This window comes from Prevotella sp. HCN-7019 (assembly GCF_037890215.1).
Taxonomy (GTDB): Bacteria; Bacteroidota; Bacteroidia; order Bacteroidales; family Bacteroidaceae; genus Prevotella.
The window spans coordinates 1-21,255 of sequence record NZ_JBBKBO010000012.1 but is presented as its reverse complement, the minus strand read 5'-3'; the positions used below and the strand labels follow the sequence as shown (position 1 = coordinate 21,255).

Here is a 21,255-nt window from a genome sequence, read left to right as displayed (position 1 = left end):
TTATTCTCTGGTTGCCCGGTGCAGCTTATCTTTTGCAAAGATAATGAAAGGTGAGTGCAACAGCATGGCGGGAAAACAGAGTTTTACCGGCCTTGATACTGCCGAACCGCATCTTATCTTCTGCAAAGATACACCAATTTTCTGATATTCTGTTTAAAATGCGGAGCATATATTTCAATTATGTGTAGATAAGCATTATTATATTCGGCAGAGCCCATTGCGAGGAATTGTCTGTGAGGTGATGGATTACGGTCGGATGGTAGTGGTGAAACACGTAAAAAGTGTCCGCATCGTGTTGCCTGCGAGGGTTATGAAACAAAAATTGACTATGGAGGCATAATTGCGGTTTTATGCCTGCGAAACATTGATTATTGTATATTGTAAGTATATATTCGCACGATTCCGCGTACTAAAATATCTTCCTGCGCTGGCAGGTATGTCTGCACATGCTTTTTTGGATGTATGCCGGCGTTTTGATGTGTTATATCTGTTGTTTCTGCAGGAACCCTGACATGATGCGGACGTCTGCATATTGCACCCTGTCGTAAATTAAAAAAACAGAAAACTGCTCCCGAATTGTTAAATCTTTTCCGGCGGAATTGTCGGAAAATGTCGTTAAACCAGACTAAGAGCCGTATTGCGCGAAAATTTGCGAAAAATCGGAAGTTTTGTAAGTCGTTGACAATCAGGTGCTTGTACGGCGTTGTGATTTAAATGTCTCTCTATCGTCTTGCGAAAGAGTCTATATCAGCTTACGTTATGGGTCGTTTCAGGTGGTGATTCGGACCATATCAGGCCCTCAAACGGACTGTATCGTGGTGTGAAACGGGCTGTTTTGTATGGCGGACGGCGTGCGGACGGATTGCAGTATGCCCGGAGCGGGCTTTTCGGATGGCGTCAGAGGGCGTGATTTTTTCTGGAATAAGAAAAATGGAATGTTAAATGTGTTGTCTGAAATGTAAACAGATGTTAATAAAAATTTGCATAAAATTGCGCGGCACGGGTGGTATGCATGGCTGTGATTATCAGCCGTTTAGGGTTCTTCATGGTATGTCGCGTCAGTCACTGCCGGTGTCGTTCGGTGAGTGACACCGGCAGTGGCCGTACGTGAAATGTTGCGGTGCGGTGTGCGCGTCAGCTTCCGCGGTAGGTGGAATAACCGTAGGGCGAGAGCGTGATGGGCACGTGGTAGTGGCTGTTGTCTTTTATCTGGAACACCACGTCGATGAACGGATAGAACGATTCCTGCTTCTGCGCTTCGAAGTATGGCGCTGTGAGGAACGTCAGTTTGTAGATGCCCGTGTTGTCCTTGCCGTCCTTCTGTTCGAGAAAGTCTTTCACACGGCCGTTGTCATCGGTGGTGCGCCGGTCCACGACAGCCCACGACTTGTCGGCATTCATCTTTGACAGCACTATCGTCACGCCTGCCGCGGGGCGTCCGCTGTTGATGTCGAGGATGTGGCTTGACAGTTGGTACGACTTGTCCTGTGCCACGGATACGGCCGTGAACAGCAGAGACAGCATGACTGTGAGAATGAGATTACGTTTCATAGTCTTCATAATCATGAGGTTTAGTGAGTGTCCGCAAATATACGAATTTATCCGTAATCCACACTGTTTCAGGAACTTTTTGTTATCCGTAATGTCTGTGTGCCGCAGGCGTCAGAATCTGAAACCGTAGAACAGGCGCGCTCTCCATTTCACGTTCTCGACCAATAGCTGGTCGCGGTCGCCTATGTAGAATGTGTTGACCACGGCCGATACGCCCAGAAATCTGTTTCCGAAGTAGCGCATGGCGGCAATGCGTCCCACATTGGTGATGCTTGGAAAACGGAACGGAGCGTGCTGTCGGGTGTCGCCTATTGTGAAGCGGCTCTTGTAGTAGACCATCAGTTGCGGTACGGCCGAGATGTGTATCAGCCACTTTCCGCCTGCCACGAAATTGTAGCCGTAGCCTCCGCCCACAGCCACGCTTACAAATTTCAGTTCTCCCGCATGACTTCCCGGCAGGGCTCCGGCCGCAGTCTCTATGTCGGCTGCCATCACTGAGAGTCCCGCCAGCCACGATCCGCAGCTGCGACGCTGTATCTGCGACTGTGTGAAAGCTGCCGGTATGGAGAACCGCCGGTGGTTGAAGGCATAATAGCCGTTGGCCGTTATCATCTTCATGCTCACTGTTCCGGGTGCCACCTCGTATGAGGCGCCGTCGCTCTGCACATTGCCTTTGTATGTCTTTGCGGCCACTATCACGGCGTCTCCGCCAATCCTGTTGCCGTAGGCATTGAAGTTCATCTCGATGTCCTTGTTGCGTCCGGCAAGTTTGGCCGGGTTAAGTGCGAAGCCAAGTGACAGTCCGCGGTAGCTTATGCTTGCGCCTATTGTCAGTTTTGTGTCGGTCTTCAGCTTTGAGTTCAGTGACGTGCCGTCCACCTTTCCGCGGGTGTTAAGGTCGCTTCCCGACATATTGATGCGCAGTTTGACGGTCCAGTGCTGTGGCGGCCTTGATATGTATGCTGTGTCGACAGACTTTCTGCGACGCCGGTCGAGGCTGTCGAGCACAAGATTAAGGTTTCTTGCCATCTTCTCCGACCATCCTGCCCTGAGGCTGTCGGGCGTGTCGCCGCTCTGTGCACAGGCGCATGTTGAGGCCATGACGGCCAGTGTGGCGGCCGCCGCCCTCATACTCCTTATGCACGGAAGGGTGCGTATGGGATTGCAGATGTGTGGCTTTGTTGTCATAAAAATGTGTTTTCCTGTATATATAACTCTGTTGTCCGGCTTTTTATTTTGCCGCGTCCGATGTTTTTGTGGCGTATGCCGTGCGCGTCATAAAACGTTCTTTAGAAGAGCTGTCGGTACCTGACGCATGGGTAGGGATGGTATGGCGCTTTGCCATGTTGTGTGCATTAATATGAATTTGTTTCTCCGAAATCGCCTTAAATTTATTAATTTTGGAGTGTAAAACCAAATTGCTGCTTAAAACCTGGGACAATGAGCGAAAAACATAATTACAAATCGATATATGCCATAATACGCGAACGCATAGAGAACGGCGGATATGCTGACGGCACATTGCTGCCGCCGGAATCGGTACTCGCCGCCGAATATGGAGTGTCGAGGCCGACAATAGCCAAGGTGTACAACCGTCTGGAGAAGGAACACATGGTGAACCGTAAAAGAGGACGGGGCACACAGGTGAACCATGCCGTGGCGGAAAAGGACACATACACCTTCGGACTGTTGTTGCCGGGTGCGGGCGAGTCGGAGATTTTCGCAACAATAAACAACCGGCTGCTCGGTCTTTCGAAGGAAATGGGCTTCGACTGTCTGTGGGATGGAGCTACGGCAAGCAATGCGGACATAAGACGCAATCTGATAGAATTGTGCTGCGAGAATTACATAAGAAGAAATGTTGACGGAATATTCTTTTCGCCTCTGGAGCGTGTGAGCGATGCCGGGCGGCTCAATCTCGACATATGCAGACGAGTGGAGGAGGCAGGCATACCGCTCGTACTGATAGACCGCGACATCGTGGCGCCTCCGGCACGGAGCCGGTTTGATGTGGTGGGGCTCGACAACTACAACGCGGCGACGGAGATGGCCCGCCTAATGATAAAGGCCGGATGCAAGAACATCTACTTCTTCTATCGTCCATACACGGCCTATTCGGCTGTGATGCGTCTGCGTGGCGTTCGCGACGCTGTTCTTGAAGCCGGACTCTATTTTCTCGATAACAATGTGGTGTGCGGCAATCCGGAGGATACCGGTGTGGTGGCAGCCATGCCGATAATAAAAGGTAATACGGGTATAGTGTGTGTCAATGATGCTACGGCCGCCGTATTGATGTTGTCGCTGGAGACGCTCGGGTACAAGTGTGGAACAGACTATCTGCTGTGTGGCTTCGACGATATGAAATATTCGTGCCACTTGAAATGTGCACTGTCGTCGTACACTCAGCCGTGCGACGAGATAGCCGAGGTTAGTGTGGAGCTGATGATGAGGCGTGTGGAGAATAAAGACTGCACGCCGCTCAGTGTGATGCTGTCAGGCCGTGTGGTGGAAAGGGAGTCTACGGAGTTTGCGCCACAGATGTGAGGTGCTCCAGAGATATCTATGTAAAAAGGCACGTGCAGGAAAGCGCGTGCCCGAAAAAAGTGACGGCATGGCGCGGAAGCGCACCGCCGTATAGTCATGCCACAGTCGTGGCCATTGTTATTTCTTCAGAATCTTCTTGTTGTCCACAATATACACACCACGTCCCATACTGTCGGCGTTCTTTCCTATGAATTGTCCGTTGAGAGTGTATGACCGGCTGTCGGCGCTGTTCTCGTCCTGACGGATATCACTTATGTCGGTGAGTGTGCCGTTATCGAGTACGAACGTAGTTGTGGTGAATCGCGAGCCTTCCCTCTGTCCGTTCACGGCCTGTACGCCTACAGTATAAGTGTCATCTTTTAGCTTGTAGCTTATTTTGTTCACAGTGCCCAGATTACCGAACTCCTCGACCTTTCTTTGTCCGTTGCGTTCGTTGTCGGTGTATGCCCGGCAGTTGCCTAGCAGTGTTCCTTCTGAATTTCTTATATACAGTTCGTAGGTGGTGTTTTTCGGTGCGGAAGCTGCGGGAGTCCAGCTTATTGTAACGTATCCGTTGTCGGCAGTGGCACTCACACTGGCCGGAGCTTCCGGTTGAAGGGCACTTTCGTTATTGTTTTGTGTGACGATGAACGTACGTCTGTCTGAATAGTTGTGGTCTATGAAATTGCGGTTGTCACAATATCCTGTGGTGAGAATGTCTTTTGCTCCGTCGCCGTCCCAGTCGGCTATTATGGCAGACGACTCCGAACCACCTCCATATACGGTTTCGCGGCTGAATCCTGAATCACCGTTGTTCATCCAGATATATCCTGCCTGTTCGTTATTGTCAGGACTCCATCCTTGGTGTAGAATGTCTATGTTGCCGTCACCATCCCAGTCGAATGCGTTGGCCATGTTCGAAACAGAATTGAGAGCCTTTACTCTCAGACGGTCGAATTTTTCTTCAGGCATGGTGTTGAAGTGTCCGGTGCCGTCATTTATGTAAACCATCGTATGTTCCCAGTATCCCTGATCACTTGCGCCGGTCAGTTCTATAGCATTAGGTGTGCCTGGCCAGAATCCGCCGTCACCGGATACAAACAGATCGAGGAATCCATCGTTGTTGAAGTCAGCAATGGCAATGCCTCCATTATATACAGAAAGATTGTTTCTGCCCCAGTAAGTACGGTTGAATTTTGTACCTGTTCCGTCATTGAGGTAAACCTCTGTGAACCGTTCCCAGTCTGCGTCAACATTCTGTCGGTAGTCCCAGTTGTTGGACGAAACGATAAAGTCTGAGTAGCCGTCATTGTTAAAGTCGGCTGTCATGACAAAACCTTCACTGAAGGAACGTCCTCGCCTTTCGGCGCTTCCTTCAATTATGCCGTCGTCGAAATATATAGGTCTGAGTGTTACGCGGTCGCCTTCTGTTCCTTCATTGATAAGCACTACGTTGTTTTCTGAATATCCTATGCCGACGATGTCGGGTCGTCCGTCGTTGTTGAAGTCAGCCACTGCGCCTGAACGGATCATATACATATTGTTGAACGGACGGCTGAAGTTGGACGGAAGATTCTCCTCCGCTCCGGTTATATTGACTTCCATTCTGTTGAAAGTCCCGTCTCCGTTGCCCAGATAAATGCCTTTGTCTGATGTGTATTTGCCGGTACTTGTCTCCTCATCGGACGGAAGACGGTTTTCGAAACACACAATGTCCATTATTCCGTCACCGTTGAAGTCGCACACACTGAGTGACGGACGGTCTACACAGTTGATGGGCGCTTCCGTCTGTTTCCACACCCCGTTCTCTTTTCTGAGCAGCCAGTGAGGCTTATCTTCGTCGAATCCGTCGTTGCCGGCTATCCATATTTGTTTGTTGCCGTCATTGAATAAATCGGCAGCAATGATGTTATTGTATTGCGAACCGTATTCATGGGTTGACAGGATGGTGTATGGCTTTTCGGCTATATATAGTCCTACGTCAGCGTTGGAGCCTCCGTAGTCGTTGTGTACGTGCATGGCAAGCAGGTTGGGTGTACCGTCCGTCTTTATTAGTTTCATCTGCTCGTCAGTCAGAAGATGTTGTGCGGCAAGTGATCCGTCCGGATCTCCGTCGGCATATTGTTCGATGAGAGTGCCGTTGATGTATATTTCACAAGGGGCATCATCAAAGGCCGACTTGATAATCAAGCGGCCTTCAATGTTTTTGTCTATCTTGAACTCTCTTCGAAAATAGATGTCTGCGGAAATGTCTGTGTCTGCCCAAGAACCTGTCTCCATTGGAGCAATGAGGGTGTTCCATTTTCTTTTTCCGTCATCGGTCAGGGTGTAACCGTTTTCATACCACTTGCGGCCGTTGCTGTCAGTGGGCGGCGTGCCGAGGATGACACCAGTCTTGCCTTCATTTACTGCGCTCCAGTCGTTCCAATGAATATTGTCGTTGAAAACCATGGCTGTGACACTGTAGTTTGATTTGTCTATACGATAGGATGGAAGTAAGGTGTTTTCTGCAAGATTATCGTCACTGCAGACAATTGGACAAACCTTTATATTTTCAAATTTTACTTCACCATTGCGTGCGAAGAACCACAGTTGGCCGCCTTTCTTTTCCGGCAGACGGTTGACGATGCAGCGTCGGTTGTCGATGCAGACGTCTATTATGTCGTCTTTCATAACAATGGTGAGTTTCATAGGTTTGTCAAGTCCGGTCACGGCATTTATGGAAGAGTCGTGCAGACGCACGGTGCGGTTGTCTGGATTGAATGACATTTTGTAACTGTTGATGCCCTTGTCTTCCGAACGCAGGAACATTCCGAATTCCTCGTAATTACCTGACGGTATTACGTCGAGTGTTATGATGCAGTTGTAAGGTACGCCTGTGGCACGGGCTCCACAGATGTTGCCGCGTGCGTCCACGGTGATGTTGCCGGGCGATGTGACGGTGGCACCTTCGGTTGGTATGAAGTCTAGGTTGAGCGGTTCGGCTGTGTGTGGCATCACTTCTTCTGGGAATTTGGTGGCAAGGTCGCCGTTTTCGAGTTGTACGGCTTCGCGCAATGCCACACATCCGCCGAAGAGTTCGCCTCCGAAGTCGGTGTTGCCGTTGCGACTTGGCACCCATCCGGCCACAATGCGGCGCCCGCCTGTGAATGCGGCGGTCTTGGCTACATTGATCCACGGTTCGAGCAATGCCTGTGATTCAGGATATTCCCATGGGCCGTAAGGTGAGCGAGACTTGAGATAATATGTGTCACCGCCCTGACCGTAAACAAGATAGTACCAGCCGTTCCATTCGAAATAATCGGGACATTCGGGCACCTGTATCGTGCCGGAGAGCACAGGTTCGCCTATCTGCCATGTCTTGAGGTCGGAAGATGTCATGTGTACCAGGCAACCGTGACCTTCGTTTATGTCAGCCTCGTTCTTTTCGCTGGATACGAAAAGGTGGAAAATGCCTTTGTCGTCGATGGTAACCTTGGGGTCACGGAAATGACGTGTGCTGTAGCCAGGGGCGGAAGTGTAGAACGGATTGGGCTTTTGTTTGGTAAAAGTGAGTGCATCTGTGCTTGTGGCATAGCTCAGTTGTTCGCTTACACTGTTGTCTGCCGTGAGCAGACGTGTGGCATAGAAGGCGTAGAATTTGTTGCCGTCGCTCACCACGGAGCCTGTGCATATGGACTTCTCCCAGTCTTCATCTATGCCGATGGCAATGGGATGGTGGGTCCATGTCTTAAGGTCGCGTGTTGTACTGACACACCACTGATGGCCGCCAAGTCCGTTGAGCGAGGCATGGTGGCCTTCGTCGAGTAGCCAGTAAAGATAGAATGTGCCGTCGTGAAAGAATGGAATACAGTCTCCGACGAACTGACTGCCGCCGGCGGGAGTGAAATACTGCATTTCCTTAGGCTGTACGGAAGGATCGTACTTTGCCGGTGACTGTGCCTGAACGGTAAAGGTACAGGCTGCGGTCAGCAGCGACATGATGATTGATTTTTTCATAATGGGTACGTGTAATGGTTTGTGGTTATTTGCTTTTGCAGGTTTTTTATTAAACATCCAGGTTGATTGCACCAAAATGAAACGTTTCTTGCTTGGTATATACAAATATAGGAATAAAAAGGATGACAATGATAAGGAATTGTTGTAAAGAATGTGCTATATGATAAAAATAATATTACATACATGTTATATTGTGGCTTTAGGATGGGTTGTTGAAGGTCTGTGATTGGCATGAAAAATCAGTTTGTGTGTTCTTTTGTTGCTTCTGACACCGTTCTGACTTCCTTTTGATGTTGATATACAATGTGTGCATGGATGTGTAGAGGACAAAATGTCAACATTGTTGTATGTTATTTTACATTTATGTAATTAAATGGAAATATATGAACAATTTTATGCAAGCAACTCTATTTTTCCGTTTTTTTTTATTGTTTTTCATATTATGATTGTTTTTATATATGAGTTGTTTCGTGTAAATGGATTTATCTGTTTACCTTTGCATGTGAAAACTTGATCTTATCCGGATTTATTTTAACCTAATTATATTCAATAAAAACTGTTATGCAGAAAAAATTTTTAGTATTGGCTCTTGCTTCGTGCATGACGCTCGGCACTGTGTCGGCTCAGAGCAACGACGGCAAGAAAATGAAAGCCTACATGGTGGCTGACGCCCACTTGGACACTCAGTGGAACTGGGACATTCAGACCACCATTAAGCATTATGTATGGAATACCATAAGCCAGAACCTCTATCTGCTCGACAATTACCCGAATTATGTATTTAATTTCGAGGGTGCCGTGAAGTATTCGTGGATGAAGGAGTATTATCCACTGCAATACGAAAAGATGAAGAAGTACATCGCCAACGGCCGCTGGCATCTTACAGGCAGTGGCTGGGATGCCAATGAGACCATGATTGTATCGCCTGAGTCATGGTTGCGCAACATCCTGCTCGGTCAGAGTTTCTATCGCAGCGAGTTCGGCAAGGAGAGCACCGACATTTTCTTGCCCGACTGTTTCGGATTCAGCTATTTCATTCCTACACTGGCAAAGCATTGCGGACTCATCGGTTTCTCTACACAGAAACTCGGATGGAGAAACCATGCTTTCTATGAGGGCGGAAAAAGATATCCGTTCACAATCGGATTGTGGCAGGGTATTGACGGAAGCCGTATAATGATGACACACGGATTCGGTTATGGCGAAAGATTCCCCGACAGCGATCTTTCTCATAATGACATGTTGAAGAAAGAAATATCAGAGAGCCCACTGAACATGGTGTACCGTTATTACGGAACAGGTGATATGGGTGGTTCGCCAAATCTGGCATCTGTACGTGCTTTGGAAAAAGGAATTAAGGGTGACGGTCCGATTGAAATAATAAGTGCGACAAGCGATCAGATCTACAAGGACTTCCTGCCGTATGAGAATCATCCGGAACTGCCCGTGCACGACGGTGAACTGTTCATGGATGTTCATGGTACAGGATGTTACACATCGCAGGCCGCAATGAAGCTCTATAACCGTCAGAATGAGCAACTTGGTGATGCTGCAGAGCGTGCATCCGTTGTTGCAGAATGGCTCGGTCAGGGTGAGTATCCTTTGAATGATCTTACCGAAAGCTGGAAGCGCGTGCTGTTGCATCAGTTCCATGATGACCTGCCGGGTACAAGTATCCCACGTGCTTATGAGTTCTCATGGAACGATGAACTCATTTCATTGCAGCGTTTCTCGAACAATCTTACCACAGCGGTAAGCGGTGTTGCAAACAGAATGAACACAAACGTATCGGGTACTCCGGTAGTTTTGTATAACACACAGGCTTTCCCTGTAAGCACAGTTACAAGCATCACTCTGCCGAATATGGCTGCATCATACAATGTGACAGACGCTAAGGGACGCAAAGTTGCATCACAGGTAGTGACCGACTCGAAGGGTAATCGCAGCCTGCTTGTTGATGCAAACGTTCCGGGAACAGGTTTCTCTGTATACAGCGTAAAGGCCGGAGGTAAGGCAGCCCCTGCAGTAGAGAAGGCTGCAAACGTAATAGAAAACTCTGTTTATAAGGTTACAGTTGACAAGATAGGTAACATATCGTCACTTATCGACAAACGTAACGGTAAGGAACTTGTCGCTTCCGGCAAGTCTATTGGCCTTGTGATATTCGATGACTGTAAGTCTGAGGCATGGCCGGCTTGGGAAATTCTCAAGCACACTGTAGACAAGGCTCCGCTGGATATAAAGGAGAACGTAAGTGTGACAATGGTTGAGAATGGTCCGCTGCGCAAGTCACTGCGTGTGACAAAGAGCTATGGCGACTCAAAGATAAACCAGTACATACGTTTGTATGAGGGCAGTATGGCAGACCGCATCGACTTCTACAATGAGGTTGACTGGCGTTCGCTCAACGCTCTGCTCAAGGTTCAGTTCCCGCTCAGCGTAAGCAATGAGAAGGCAACATACGACATCGGTCTTGGAAGTGTAGAGCGTGGCAACAACCGTGAGAACAGCTACGAGGTTTATTCTCACGAATGGACAGACCTGACAGACCGTTCAGGCGATTACGGTGTGACCGTACTCAACGACTCTAAGTACGGTTGGGACAAACCGAATGACAACACAATACGTCTGTCACTCCTTTATTCACCGAAACCGGGCGGCGGATACACTTATCAGGATCGTCAGGATTTCGGATATCATGAGTTTACCTACAGTCTTGTAGGACATGAGGGAAAACTAAACAAGACAGAAGCCGTGCAGATGGCAACTGTTTACAACAGTCCGATCAGAGCATTCGAATCACCGAAACATAAAGGTGATCTCGGACGTGAATTCTCATTCGTATCTTCAGACAATGACAACGTGATAGTACGCGCGTTGAAGAAGGCTGAGGTAGGTGACGAATACGTAGTGCGTGTTTATGAGACTGCCGGTAAGGAGGCTCAGACTGCAAACCTCACATTCGCTTCCAACATTGTGAAGGCTGTTGAGTCTGACGGTACAGAGAAGGAAATAGGTGCTGCATCGTTCAGCGGCAACAAACTCAGTGTGAATGTCAAGCCGTTCAGTGTCAAGACATATCGTCTGAAACTCGAAGGCAACGCATCAGAGAAAGCCGGTGTATGCTATGCTGACGCACGCAGTCTGGAACTGCCGTTCAACAAGAACTGCTTCTCATACAATGAATTCCGTGCGGCCGGTAACTTTGAGGGTGGCAACAGCTATGCTGCAGAACTTCTTCCGAAGGACGGACTCACAGTGGACGGAGTACACTTCACATTCGGAGAAATGGATACAAACAACGGACTTGCATGCGACGGCGACACTATCAAACTGCCTGCCGACGGCAAATATAATAAGGTATATCTGCTTGCAGCATCTTCTGCCGGCGACCGTAAGGCCACATTCACAGCAGGAAAGAACAAGCAGACCGTTAATGTACCTTCTTATACAGGCTTCGTAGGACAGTGGGGACATGAAGGCCACACCAAGGGTTACCTGAAAGATGCCGAAGTGGCTTACGTGGGCACACACAGTCATGCAGAATATGAAGACCGCGTATATGAATTCACATATATGTTCAAGTATGGCATTGACATACCGAAGGGTGCTACCGAGATAATCCTTCCGGCTGACAAGAATGTCGTAGTGTTTGCTGCTACAGCAGTGAATGAAAGCAACACTGTAGAGCCTGCGGGCAAACTGTTCCGTACTGGCAACAAGTCGGACGATGCAAACACTGGCGCTGCACGTACAAACATCCTCAAAGGTGCTAAGGTAATCTCTGTTTCCGGTCAGGTGAACGCCGGCGAGGCTGCCGAGAAACTTGTTGACGGAAACATGGAAACAAAGTGGTGTGACACAAACAAAGCTCCTAACTATGTTGCTTTGGACATGGGCAGTGAAAAAGAATTCAGCGGATGGAAGATTGTGAACGCTGGTTCTGAAGCATCTAATTACATCACACGTGCATGTCTGTTGCAGGTTCGCAACTCTCTGACAGAAGAGTGGAAGACTGTTGACATGATAGACGACAACAAGAGCAACGACGTTGAGCGCAGCATCGAGCCGGTTAAGGCCCGTTACGTACGTTTGTATGTCACAGGACCGGCACAGTCTGTGAACGAAAGCACAACACGTATATACGAACTCGAACTTTACAAATAACCGGTATTGACCGGATTATATGACGGATCGGCTGTCTTGTTGTTATGGGCAAGACAGCCGTTTTTTAAGAAGAATATTGATGCTTAATATAACGAAAATTAAAAAATAATGTTAAAACACTATTTATGTAGTTAAACAGTGTAAATAAAGAGCAACATTGTTATGTTTAATTCGTCTTATATGTAGCTTCACGATAAAGTTTATAATGTATTAACTAAACAACGATTATTTATGAAAAGAACAAACGTAGTTATTTTGGCTGTTGCTGCCGGAATGATGCTCATGACTGGCTGTGCCAGCAAAAAGGATCTTGAGAACTGTCGTTTTGAAAATAAAGAACTGATGGGCAACTATCAAAGCACAAAAGATAAACTGGCAGACGCAAACGCACAGCTTGCCGCAGCACAGGCACGCGTGCAGTCACTCCAGGATCAGCTGGAGCGTCAGAACAAGGATTACGCAGCCTTGCAGCAGTCGCTCGACAAGAGTCTTACAAACGCCGGCTCAAACAACATAAACATTTCGAAGCTGGTGGATCAGATCAACGAGTCGAACCAGTACATACGTCATCTCGTTGAGGTGAAGTCTAAGTCTGACTCACTCAACCTCGTGCTTACCAACAACCTCACACGTTCTCTGAGCAAGGAAGAACTGAAAGAAGTTGACGTACAGGTGCTCAAGGGTGTAGTTTACATCTCGCTTGCCGACAACATGCTCTATAAGAGCGGAAGCTACGAAATCAATGACCGTGCCGCAGAGACTCTGAGCAAGATCGCCAAGATCATCATGGACTACAAAGACTATGACGTGCTCATCGAGGGTAATACAGACAATGTGCCTGTGAACACTTCAAGCCCGCTGATGAAGAACATACGCAACAACTGGGACCTCTCCTGTCTGCGTGCATCAAGCGTTGTGCAGTATCTGCAGGATCATTATGGTGTGAACCCGAAGAGACTTACTGCCGGCGGACGTGGCGAATACAACCCGCTCACAGACAACTCTACAGAAGTAGGAAAACAGCGTAACCGTCGTACACAGATCATCATTACTCCGAAACTGGATCAGTTTATGGATCTCATAGACAAAGCTCCGGAAGGAGAATAAGATATTATGGTTTGTTCCATTTAGGTGAAGAAATTTAACAGGAAGACCAAAAATTTTTCAATTAGGTATTAGGTATTATTGTAAGCTTTAAGGTAGCGCGCTTTCGTGAGAAAGCGCGTTTTTTTATGTATATATGACGGGTGCGTATCCTTGATCTGGCAGATATCCGACGTGTACGGCCTTTATTGATTAACCGCCACGGAGTGACGGAAAACGTCTGGGTAACGCCTGATGGTATAAAACCAGACAGCGTTTTCCCTCATGTAAAATCTACGTTGCAGAAACCGATAAATCATAACCGCACAGCCGGTGCATATATACCGTGTCTTTTCTCACGCCTCATATAGGCTTTTTAAAAGAAAACTTGGACGACGCACTTACAGTTTTTCTTGACTTTTTTTTGACAAAATAAAATCGCGAAACAGATGTGAGAGATTGTTGAATGTAGCATAAGAAAGGCCCGTTCGGGCTTTACTGTCTTATCGTATACCCAGTAGCGTAATCCCCGACAATTCATTTCACATTCCGATAATGCCCGTTTTAGGGTCTGATCACGTCTGTTTCAGGGTGTGATATTGTGTGTTTCAGCCCCTGAAATGGGCTGTATCACACCCTGAAACAGTGCTTTTTGCATGACGGAAGAATCTGTCTTGAATGTAAGTTGTTGATGTTCAGTGGACTGCGCAAAGCTGTTATTTTTCGCGTATTTGCGTCCGAAGGAGAGCCCGCGCGCAAATTCGCGAAAAATAAACGGGGTAGAACAGAAAACTCGGGCGGAAAATTCGCAGGATACTTAAAAACTGTAAGTGCCCTGATTGGCCTCTTTCCGGCAGAAAGCTGCGCCGCCGATTCGCTGTTGAAGCCGCCGTTTCCTGTAGAAACCTGCCGCTGCTGAATTTCTACAGAGCCGCGTTCTTGTGTTACGATGTTTTTTACTAATTTTGCCGACTAAATGAAACACATATCATGAATATGGAGAAAAACAATGACATAATCTACGCTCTTAACGACAGACCGCCGTTGCTTGAGACAATCTTTGCAGCCATGCAGCATCTGCTGGCAATCTTTGTAGCCATAATGACGCCGCCTCTCATCATTGCGTCGCAGTTGGGATTCGACCTTCACACTACAAGCTACATGGTGTCGATGGCACTGTTCGCTTCGGGTGTTGCCACGTTTGTGCAGTGCCGCAGGTTCGGACCCGTAGGCGCAGGACTGCTGTGCATCCAGGGCACGAGCTATTCGTTCATCGGTCCTGTGATAGCAGCCGGAATGGTAGGCGGTCCGGCCGTTATATTCGGAACATGTATGGCAGCCTCGTTTGTCGAGGTGATTATAGGCCGTATGCTGCGCTATGCACGCAAGATCATCACTCCCGTGGTGTCTGGTATTGTGGTTACGCTCATCGGACTTTGCCTTATCAAGGTGGGAGTGTCGGCCTGCGGTGGAGGCAATGCCGCCATGGCCGACGGCACGTTCGGCAGCATGCGCAATCTGATGCTGGCCGGACTGGTGTTGCTGGTCATCGTGTTCTTCAACAGTTGCCGCAACCGTATGCTGCGCATGAGTTCGGTTGTGATAGGACTTGTGGTGGGTTATGTCGTGGCGTGGACCATGGGCATGATAGATTTCTCGGCTGCCGGCAGCTATTCGGGCTTCTATCTTCCGCAGCCGTTCAAGTATGGCATCGATTTCGACTGGTCGGCTTTCATATCATTGAGCATAATATTCGTCATAACGGCCATAGAGGCTTATGGCGACATAACCGCCAATTCGCTCATTTCGGGCGAACCGGTAGAGGGCAAGGTGTTCGACAAGAGAGTGTCGGGTGGAGTGGTGGCCAATGGTCTTACGTCATTTCTTGCTGCGGTGTTCAATTCGTTCCCCAATTCCATTTTCGCCCAGAACAACGGCATGATACAGCTCACCGGTGTGGCAAGCCGCTACGTGGGTTATTTCATTGCGCTGTTTCTTGTGCTGCTCGGACTGTTCCCGGCCGTCAGTCTTGTGTTCTCGCTCATGCCCGAGCCGGTGCTCGGCGGAGCCACGCTGCTGATGTTCGGTACGGTGGCAACAGCCGGCATACGCATCATAGCATCGCAGAAGATAGGCCGCAAGGAGGTTCTTGTGATGGCTGTCAGCTTCTCGCTTGGACTTAGCGTGGAGCTTGTGCCCGACATTCTTTCCGGCCTGCCCAAGGAAGTGGCAAGCATCTTCTCGTCAGGTATCACCACAGGCGGAGTGGCTGCCATTCTGTCAAACATGCTCATAAGAATAAAGAATCAGGACTGACACTATATTTCTGTTATGCAATCTAAGTTGAAAGGATATCTGTGCGGCATAGGAGCCGCAGTGTGTTATGGCACCAACCCGTTGGGAGCCTTGTATCTTTATGAAGACAACATCAACGCCAACTCGGTGCTTTTCTATCGTTTCGCGCTCGCTGTGGTGATGCTTGGCATGCTGATGATGGCCCAGGGCAAGTCGCTGCTTGTCAGTATGAAGGAGCTGGCTTTGCTCGCTGTGCTTGGAGTTGTGTTCTCCACGTCGTCCATAACGCTCTATTTCAGTTTCTGTTTCATGGATGCCGGCATTGCCTCGACGCTTCTTTTTGTCTATCCGGTGATGGTGGCGGTCATAATGGCTGTGCTGTTCAAGGAGAAACTTTCGGCTGCGGCTATATTCGCCATCGTGCTTGCCCTTACCGGTATAGCCCTGCTTTATAAGGGTGACGGCGGTGCTACGCTCAGTACGGTCGGCGTGTTGCTCGTGATGCTTTCATCGCTCAGTTATGCCATTTACATAGTTGTGGTGAACAAGTCGCCGTTGCGCATATCTTCTCTGAAGCTCACTTTTTATGTGCTGTTCTTCGGAATGCTCACCATTCTTGCCAATTCTTTCATCACAGGCATACACATACAGATGCTCACTACACCGCGTATGTGGATGTGCGCGCTCATGCTTGCGCTTCTGCCTACAGTGTTCTCGCTTGTGCTGATGGTGATATCTGTTCATGAGATAGGCTCTACGCCTACGGCCGTCATGGGAGCTCTCGAACCGCTCACGGCGGTGGTGATAGGTGTGATGGTGTTCGGCGAGCAGCTGACGCTCCGTCTTTCGGTGGGAATAGTGCTTATATTGGTAGCCGTTATAATAATAGTTGCCGGAAAGTCTTTCTTTCCGGCAAGAGTTTTCCACGTGGTCAGCTATCTCGGCCGCGTTATCTCCAAGACATGGAGATGGAAGTGATGCATGTATGTTGTGGAGTTTTAGAAACGCGTCATGAACTCCACAACAATTTTGTCGCGCTCTGACGGTTTGGCTATTGCGCCGTCACGGTAGAAGTATTTCTCGTAGTTTATTCTTATGTCGCTTATGAACGGTTTGCTGAAACTCAGTGTCAGACCGCCGGTCAGACGCGAGCGCTGGTAATCGTTGATGATGAGCGAACCTTCCGGATCTTTCTCTCCGTCGGTGTAGCGCATGCCGTCGCTGTGGTCGCTCATGTAGTCATAGCGCACCAGCGGAGTGATGTATCTGAGTGCACCCTTGCGCAGTCTGAAGTCGTAGCTTGCAAAAGCATCGAAGGCATGTACGTCGTCAAACTTGTTGTCGGCATATTTTTTCAGCAGATATTCGGCTTCGATGTGCCAGCCGTGGCTGTGGTAGTAGGCTCCGGCGTCGTACATCATCACATTGATATGGTCCGGTCTGATCTTCTGTGTGCTCAGCGTGAGGTTGAATCCGTGAGGGAAAAACATCTGCGCCTTGGCCGAGAAGTTGATGTTGTTTGTCCAGAAGTCTTTCTGGTCGGTCAGACCGCTTCCGTTGAACACTCCCGCCTCGAGCTTGATGGGGAATCCTACGTTGAAGTCGTAGCCAAGAGCCGCACCGACGTCGCGCACGTTGCCCACCTGCTTGGCAATGAAGGAACGGTTGGCAAAATACTGCTGATGGGGCGAGCGGTGGGCGTCGATGGTGAACGGCACACGCATCTGTCCTATCGTGAACTGCATCGATTTCATGGGTTTCAGGCGTGTGTATGCGTCAAGCATCTTTATCGATCCTTCGTCGCAAAGATCTATTTCCGCTTTGTATGATATCATCGGAGTGATGTTGCCGTCAACGCTTATGCGTGCGTTGCGCACCTGGAATCGCCCTTTTCCTTCTTCGGTCTGATATTCGTATTTGCCTCTTATCGTTCCGTGAAGATTTGGTTTGTAGTCGGTCTTATCGCTCTCTTGGGCAGAAACACTGCCGGCAATGCATGTGCCGAATGCGGCAATCGCCAGTACTTTTGCTAAACTCATATTGTGGATATTTGTATTTAATTAAATATGGTGTATCTTCTGTTGTTTTAATGAATTCTTTGTCAGCGCTGCAAAGGTCATATTTTTATTTTACGTTCCTGTGACACATATATTACATAAGTGTTACATGCTTCGGGTATATGAAAATCACGTTGTCTTTTTCTTTTCTGTTAGCAGTGGCAGATGCGCTTCGGTGCATCATCTGTATGGTGTTTCTTCTCTCACGGTTTTCCGTGTGGTGTTTTCATACGAACGTGCTCAGGTATAATGTGTAAAATAATATTTAACATTTATTGTGTTAATAAATATTCACAATAATGCTTCTGTTAAACAAATATTTTATATATTTGCCGACGACTATTGAAATGAAACTGAATAACTAATAACTTGACAGAGAAACCGATAGCTGAAAACATAGGAGCATGGTGAAGGAAATCGGTGACCTTTATTGAGATTATTAAGAAGCTTGATTTTTATCTGAGAAAATAAATATGCAGCGTATTCAAGAACGTCGCATACCTTTTTAAAGATATTATTGATTTATCATATTATTAACTAAAACTAAAGCTAAGTATGAAAAAACAATTACTTATGTTGGGCTTGGGCCTGCTTGGTAGTGCTACCATGTCGGCTCAGCTGTCTTCGCCGTTTACCGGTGCGCAGCCTTCTGCCGTTGTGGGCGAAGGAGCCGATTATTATCTTTACAATGTAAAGTCCGGTAAGTGGCTGCAGAATAATGATGATCATGCTTCTGATCCACCAAACAATGCGACATTGTGGACAACACGCGCTGAAGTTGGAACAAGAGGTATTGACTGGGAGGTTACCTGTCTTGCACTTGATGAGTATGGCAATATGTACCAGCTCAATCCTAAGTTCGGTAGCAACCACAGTATGAACGCATCAAATCTTTATCTTGATACGGGTGATGCTGTGACACAGTGGATTCTTGAGCCTGCCGATGATGCTGGTGTATCCAATGCGTTCAGAATTTGTGCTAATACAGGTGACTATCCTTACCTTTATGTAGGAGAAGACGGATGGATTGCAACTTCTGTAGATGGCGCAAATGATGGCGAGAACGATGTATGGCAGCTCGTAACAAAGGAACAGCGTCTTGAATACATGAAGCAGCAGGCCGAACTCAACGGCAGTGCAGACGCTACATGGCTTTTGAATGCTCCTAACTTCGCTGATAAGGACGAGCGTTTTAATAAGTGGATAAGAAATATTTCTATAGAAGGTCTTCCTTCTGGTTCTCATGGTCCTGCACAGGGCCATGGCGGAAACGGACAGATGAACTGTAACCGTGTGTATGAGATGTGGAGCTCTTATACAGCTTCTATTACTCAGACAGTTAAGGAACTTCCGGTAGGAACATACGGACTCAGCGTTCAGGGATACTACCGTGAAGGTTCTGCTGATGATGTTAAGGACTGGAACGGAGTTGATCCTTTCGGATACGACCTCTATTCTGCAGGAACTGAACACCATTATGCTACATATTATGCAAACAGCTCAAGCGCTCCGCTTATGTCTATTTTCGACGGTGCTAAGGATGCAAGAGAAACCGGTTATGAGTACAATGCAAAGATGACCGATCCTGAGTTCCTCGATGTAATGGAGAGTGGCAAGTGGGTGCCGAACAGCACAGACCAGGCTTCTTATGCTTTGTTCTATGGAGCTTATTTGAACGACGAGATCAAGACTTCTGTTGCTGATGGTACACTTACTATTGGTGTGAAGAAGGAACAGGGTGTGAACGACGACTGGATCATCCTTGACAACTTCAAACTGACATATTATGGTTCTTCAATCGATATCGATCAGGTTAAGGAAACTCTTGCACAGGCAATTAAGGACGCAGAGGCTTGCACAGCACGCTCTACTGAGGCCATCAACAAGATGTTCGACGAAGCTCTGGCAAATGGTAAGGATGTTTATGCAAGCTCTTCTGACGCTACTGCCATCGGTTCTGCTGCTACAGCTATTACAACAGCAATTCAGCTTATCAACGAGACAAGCACAAATGCAAGCTTCCTCAAGCAGACTGTAGCTCTTGCACAGAATGAGAAAGTTGAGGGTGAGGCTATGACAACTGCAGCTGATGTTGCTGTAAATGGTGTTACTGCAGATGCTATCAATTCTGCTCTCGACAACCTGCGCATGGCACGTCGCCTCAATGCAGCTGACAGACAGGAGAACAAGTTCAAGGGAAATGTTCCTGCAGCTGGTTCATTCTATCTCTACAACGTAGGTCAGAAGCGCTTCTTCTGCGGTGGTGAAGACTGGGGAGCACATGCAGCTCTCGGATTCCCGGGTATCGAAGTTACACTTGTTGCTACAGAGACAGAAGGTGCTTTCGTTATAGACACACGTCTGCGCAATGGTGAGAATGAACATTATCTCAACTATGGTGGATACTGCGATACTGGCGCTCAGGATCCTTGGACATTTGAGAAAGTTTCTGAAGGCGTTTATTTGATTAAACGTACAAATGCAAGTGAAGAGCAGATTGCTGAAGGTAATGTGTATCTTGGATATCGTCCGGGACGTTATGCTACCGTAGATACAGATATGGGTGGAGCAGATGTTGCTGATAATCATTGGATTCTCGTAACAAAGGCAGACCGCGACGCTCTGCTCGAAGCTGCATCTGAGGAAAATCCTGTTGACGCTTCTTATCTCATCAAGATGCCTAACTTCAACCAGCGTGAATATGAAATCACAGGCGGTTGGGATAACGTTGATGGCCAGGACTATGCATGGGAGCATGTTAACGGTACTATCTATGGTCGTGGACAGAACAAGACCGACTTTGCATTCGAGTGCTTCAACCAGGATCCGCTCACTCTTACTCAGAGCATATACGACATGAAGGCTGGTTACTACATTCTTTCAGTTCAGGGTTACTATCGTGACTGCACAGAGGTTGATTACACACAGTCTATCGCAGCTGGTGGTTATGAGCCACAGCAGAATGCTAAGCTCTATGCATATGATGCAGACATGAACGAAGTATCAACTAAACTTGTGACAATTGAGAAGTATGCAAACTATGCACCTGGATACGGTTGGAACAGCAATACTTCAGTTGGTTGGATTCCGAACGATCCGGAACAGGCTACAAACTATTTCCAGGTAGGTGCTTATAAGAACAGCCTCCTTGTTAAGGTCGGTGACGACGGTATGCTTTCATTCGGTATTAGCAAGGAAAATGGTGGTGAGAATGACTGGGTATGTGTTGATAACTTCCGTCTGACATACCTCGGTGAGCAGACTCCTACTGGAATCGATGGTGTAACAGACAATACAGAAGCTGTTAAGGATGGCAAGATCTACAACCTCCAGGGTGTTCAGGTGAAGAATGCTACACAGCGTGGCGTTTACATCAAGAACGGTAAGAAGTTTGTTGTTAAATAATATATTCTTACAGTAAATGTTATAATGGAATCCCTCTCCTTATTCGGGAGAGGGATTCTTTTTTTTATTTTTCATGATTTTTTCCGTTGTTGTCATTGTTTTAGCTGAATTTCATCCTGCATGTCTCGACATAATATAATAAGGTGTATTTTTCATATTTTAATACTTTAATTGC

10 protein-coding genes are annotated in these 21,255 nt (G+C 47.7%); 6 read left to right on the top strand and 4 right to left on the bottom strand.

Annotated elements, in window-relative coordinates:
- Positions 1–1,134 precede the first annotated feature (1,134 nt).
- Both uraH and WKT13_RS12155 read right to left on the bottom strand, forming a co-directional pair.
- A complete protein-coding gene (gene uraH, locus WKT13_RS12160; protein ID WP_340324077.1) occupies positions 1,135–1,560 on the bottom strand; it encodes a hydroxyisourate hydrolase in 426 nt (141 codons plus the stop codon).
- Positions 1,561–1,662: 102 nt separating this feature from the next.
- A complete protein-coding gene (locus WKT13_RS12155; protein WP_340324076.1) occupies positions 1,663–2,739 on the bottom strand; it encodes a DUF4421 domain-containing protein in 1,077 nt (358 codons plus the stop codon).
- Positions 2,740–2,991: 252 nt separating this feature from the next.
- Here WKT13_RS12155 and WKT13_RS12150 point away from each other — a divergent pair, with 252 nt between their 5' ends.
- Positions 2,992–4,095: a LacI family DNA-binding transcriptional regulator gene (locus WKT13_RS12150; RefSeq protein ID WP_298620475.1), complete on the top strand. Its 1,104-nt coding sequence runs from the start codon at positions 2,992–2,994 to the stop codon at positions 4,093–4,095.
- A gap of 117 nt (positions 4,096–4,212) precedes the next feature.
- Here WKT13_RS12150 and WKT13_RS12145 read toward each other — a convergent pair whose 3' ends face one another.
- Entirely contained in the window at positions 4,213–8,073 is a 3,861-nt protein-coding gene (locus tag WKT13_RS12145) for an FG-GAP-like repeat-containing protein (protein WP_340324075.1), read from the bottom strand.
- A 561-nt stretch (positions 8,074–8,634) separates the two neighbouring features.
- Between WKT13_RS12145 and WKT13_RS12140 the strand changes: the two genes are divergently transcribed.
- From WKT13_RS12140 to WKT13_RS12125, 4 genes are all read left to right on the top strand, one after another.
- Positions 8,635–12,240 carry a glycoside hydrolase family 38 C-terminal domain-containing protein gene (locus tag WKT13_RS12140; protein WP_445323606.1) on the top strand — a complete coding sequence of 1,202 codons (3,606 nt, stop codon included), beginning with the start codon at positions 8,635–8,637 and terminating at the stop codon, positions 12,238–12,240.
- A 231-nt stretch (positions 12,241–12,471) separates the two neighbouring features.
- Positions 12,472–13,347, top strand: a complete 876-nt coding sequence (locus WKT13_RS12135) for an OmpA/MotB family protein (protein WP_298620479.1) — start codon at positions 12,472–12,474, stop codon at positions 13,345–13,347.
- A gap of 966 nt (positions 13,348–14,313) precedes the next feature.
- Entirely contained in the window at positions 14,314–15,639 is a 1,326-nt protein-coding gene (locus WKT13_RS12130) for a nucleobase:cation symporter-2 family protein (RefSeq protein WP_340324074.1), read from the top strand.
- Positions 15,640–15,654: 15 nt separating this feature from the next.
- Positions 15,655–16,596, top strand: a complete 942-nt coding sequence (locus tag WKT13_RS12125) for a DMT family transporter (RefSeq protein ID WP_340324073.1) — start codon at positions 15,655–15,657, stop codon at positions 16,594–16,596.
- A 20-nt stretch (positions 16,597–16,616) separates the two neighbouring features.
- On the opposite strand, the gene WKT13_RS12120 is transcribed toward WKT13_RS12125, so the two are convergent.
- Entirely contained in the window at positions 16,617–17,657 is a 1,041-nt protein-coding gene (locus tag WKT13_RS12120; RefSeq protein WP_340324072.1) for a porin, read from the bottom strand.
- 573 nt (positions 17,658–18,230) lie between these two features.
- On the opposite strand from WKT13_RS12120, the gene WKT13_RS12115 reads away from it, so the two are divergent.
- Positions 18,231–21,080: a hypothetical protein gene (locus WKT13_RS12115; protein ID WP_340324071.1), complete on the top strand. Its 2,850-nt coding sequence runs from the start codon at positions 18,231–18,233 to the stop codon at positions 21,078–21,080.
- Positions 21,081–21,255: the final 175 nt, after the last annotated feature.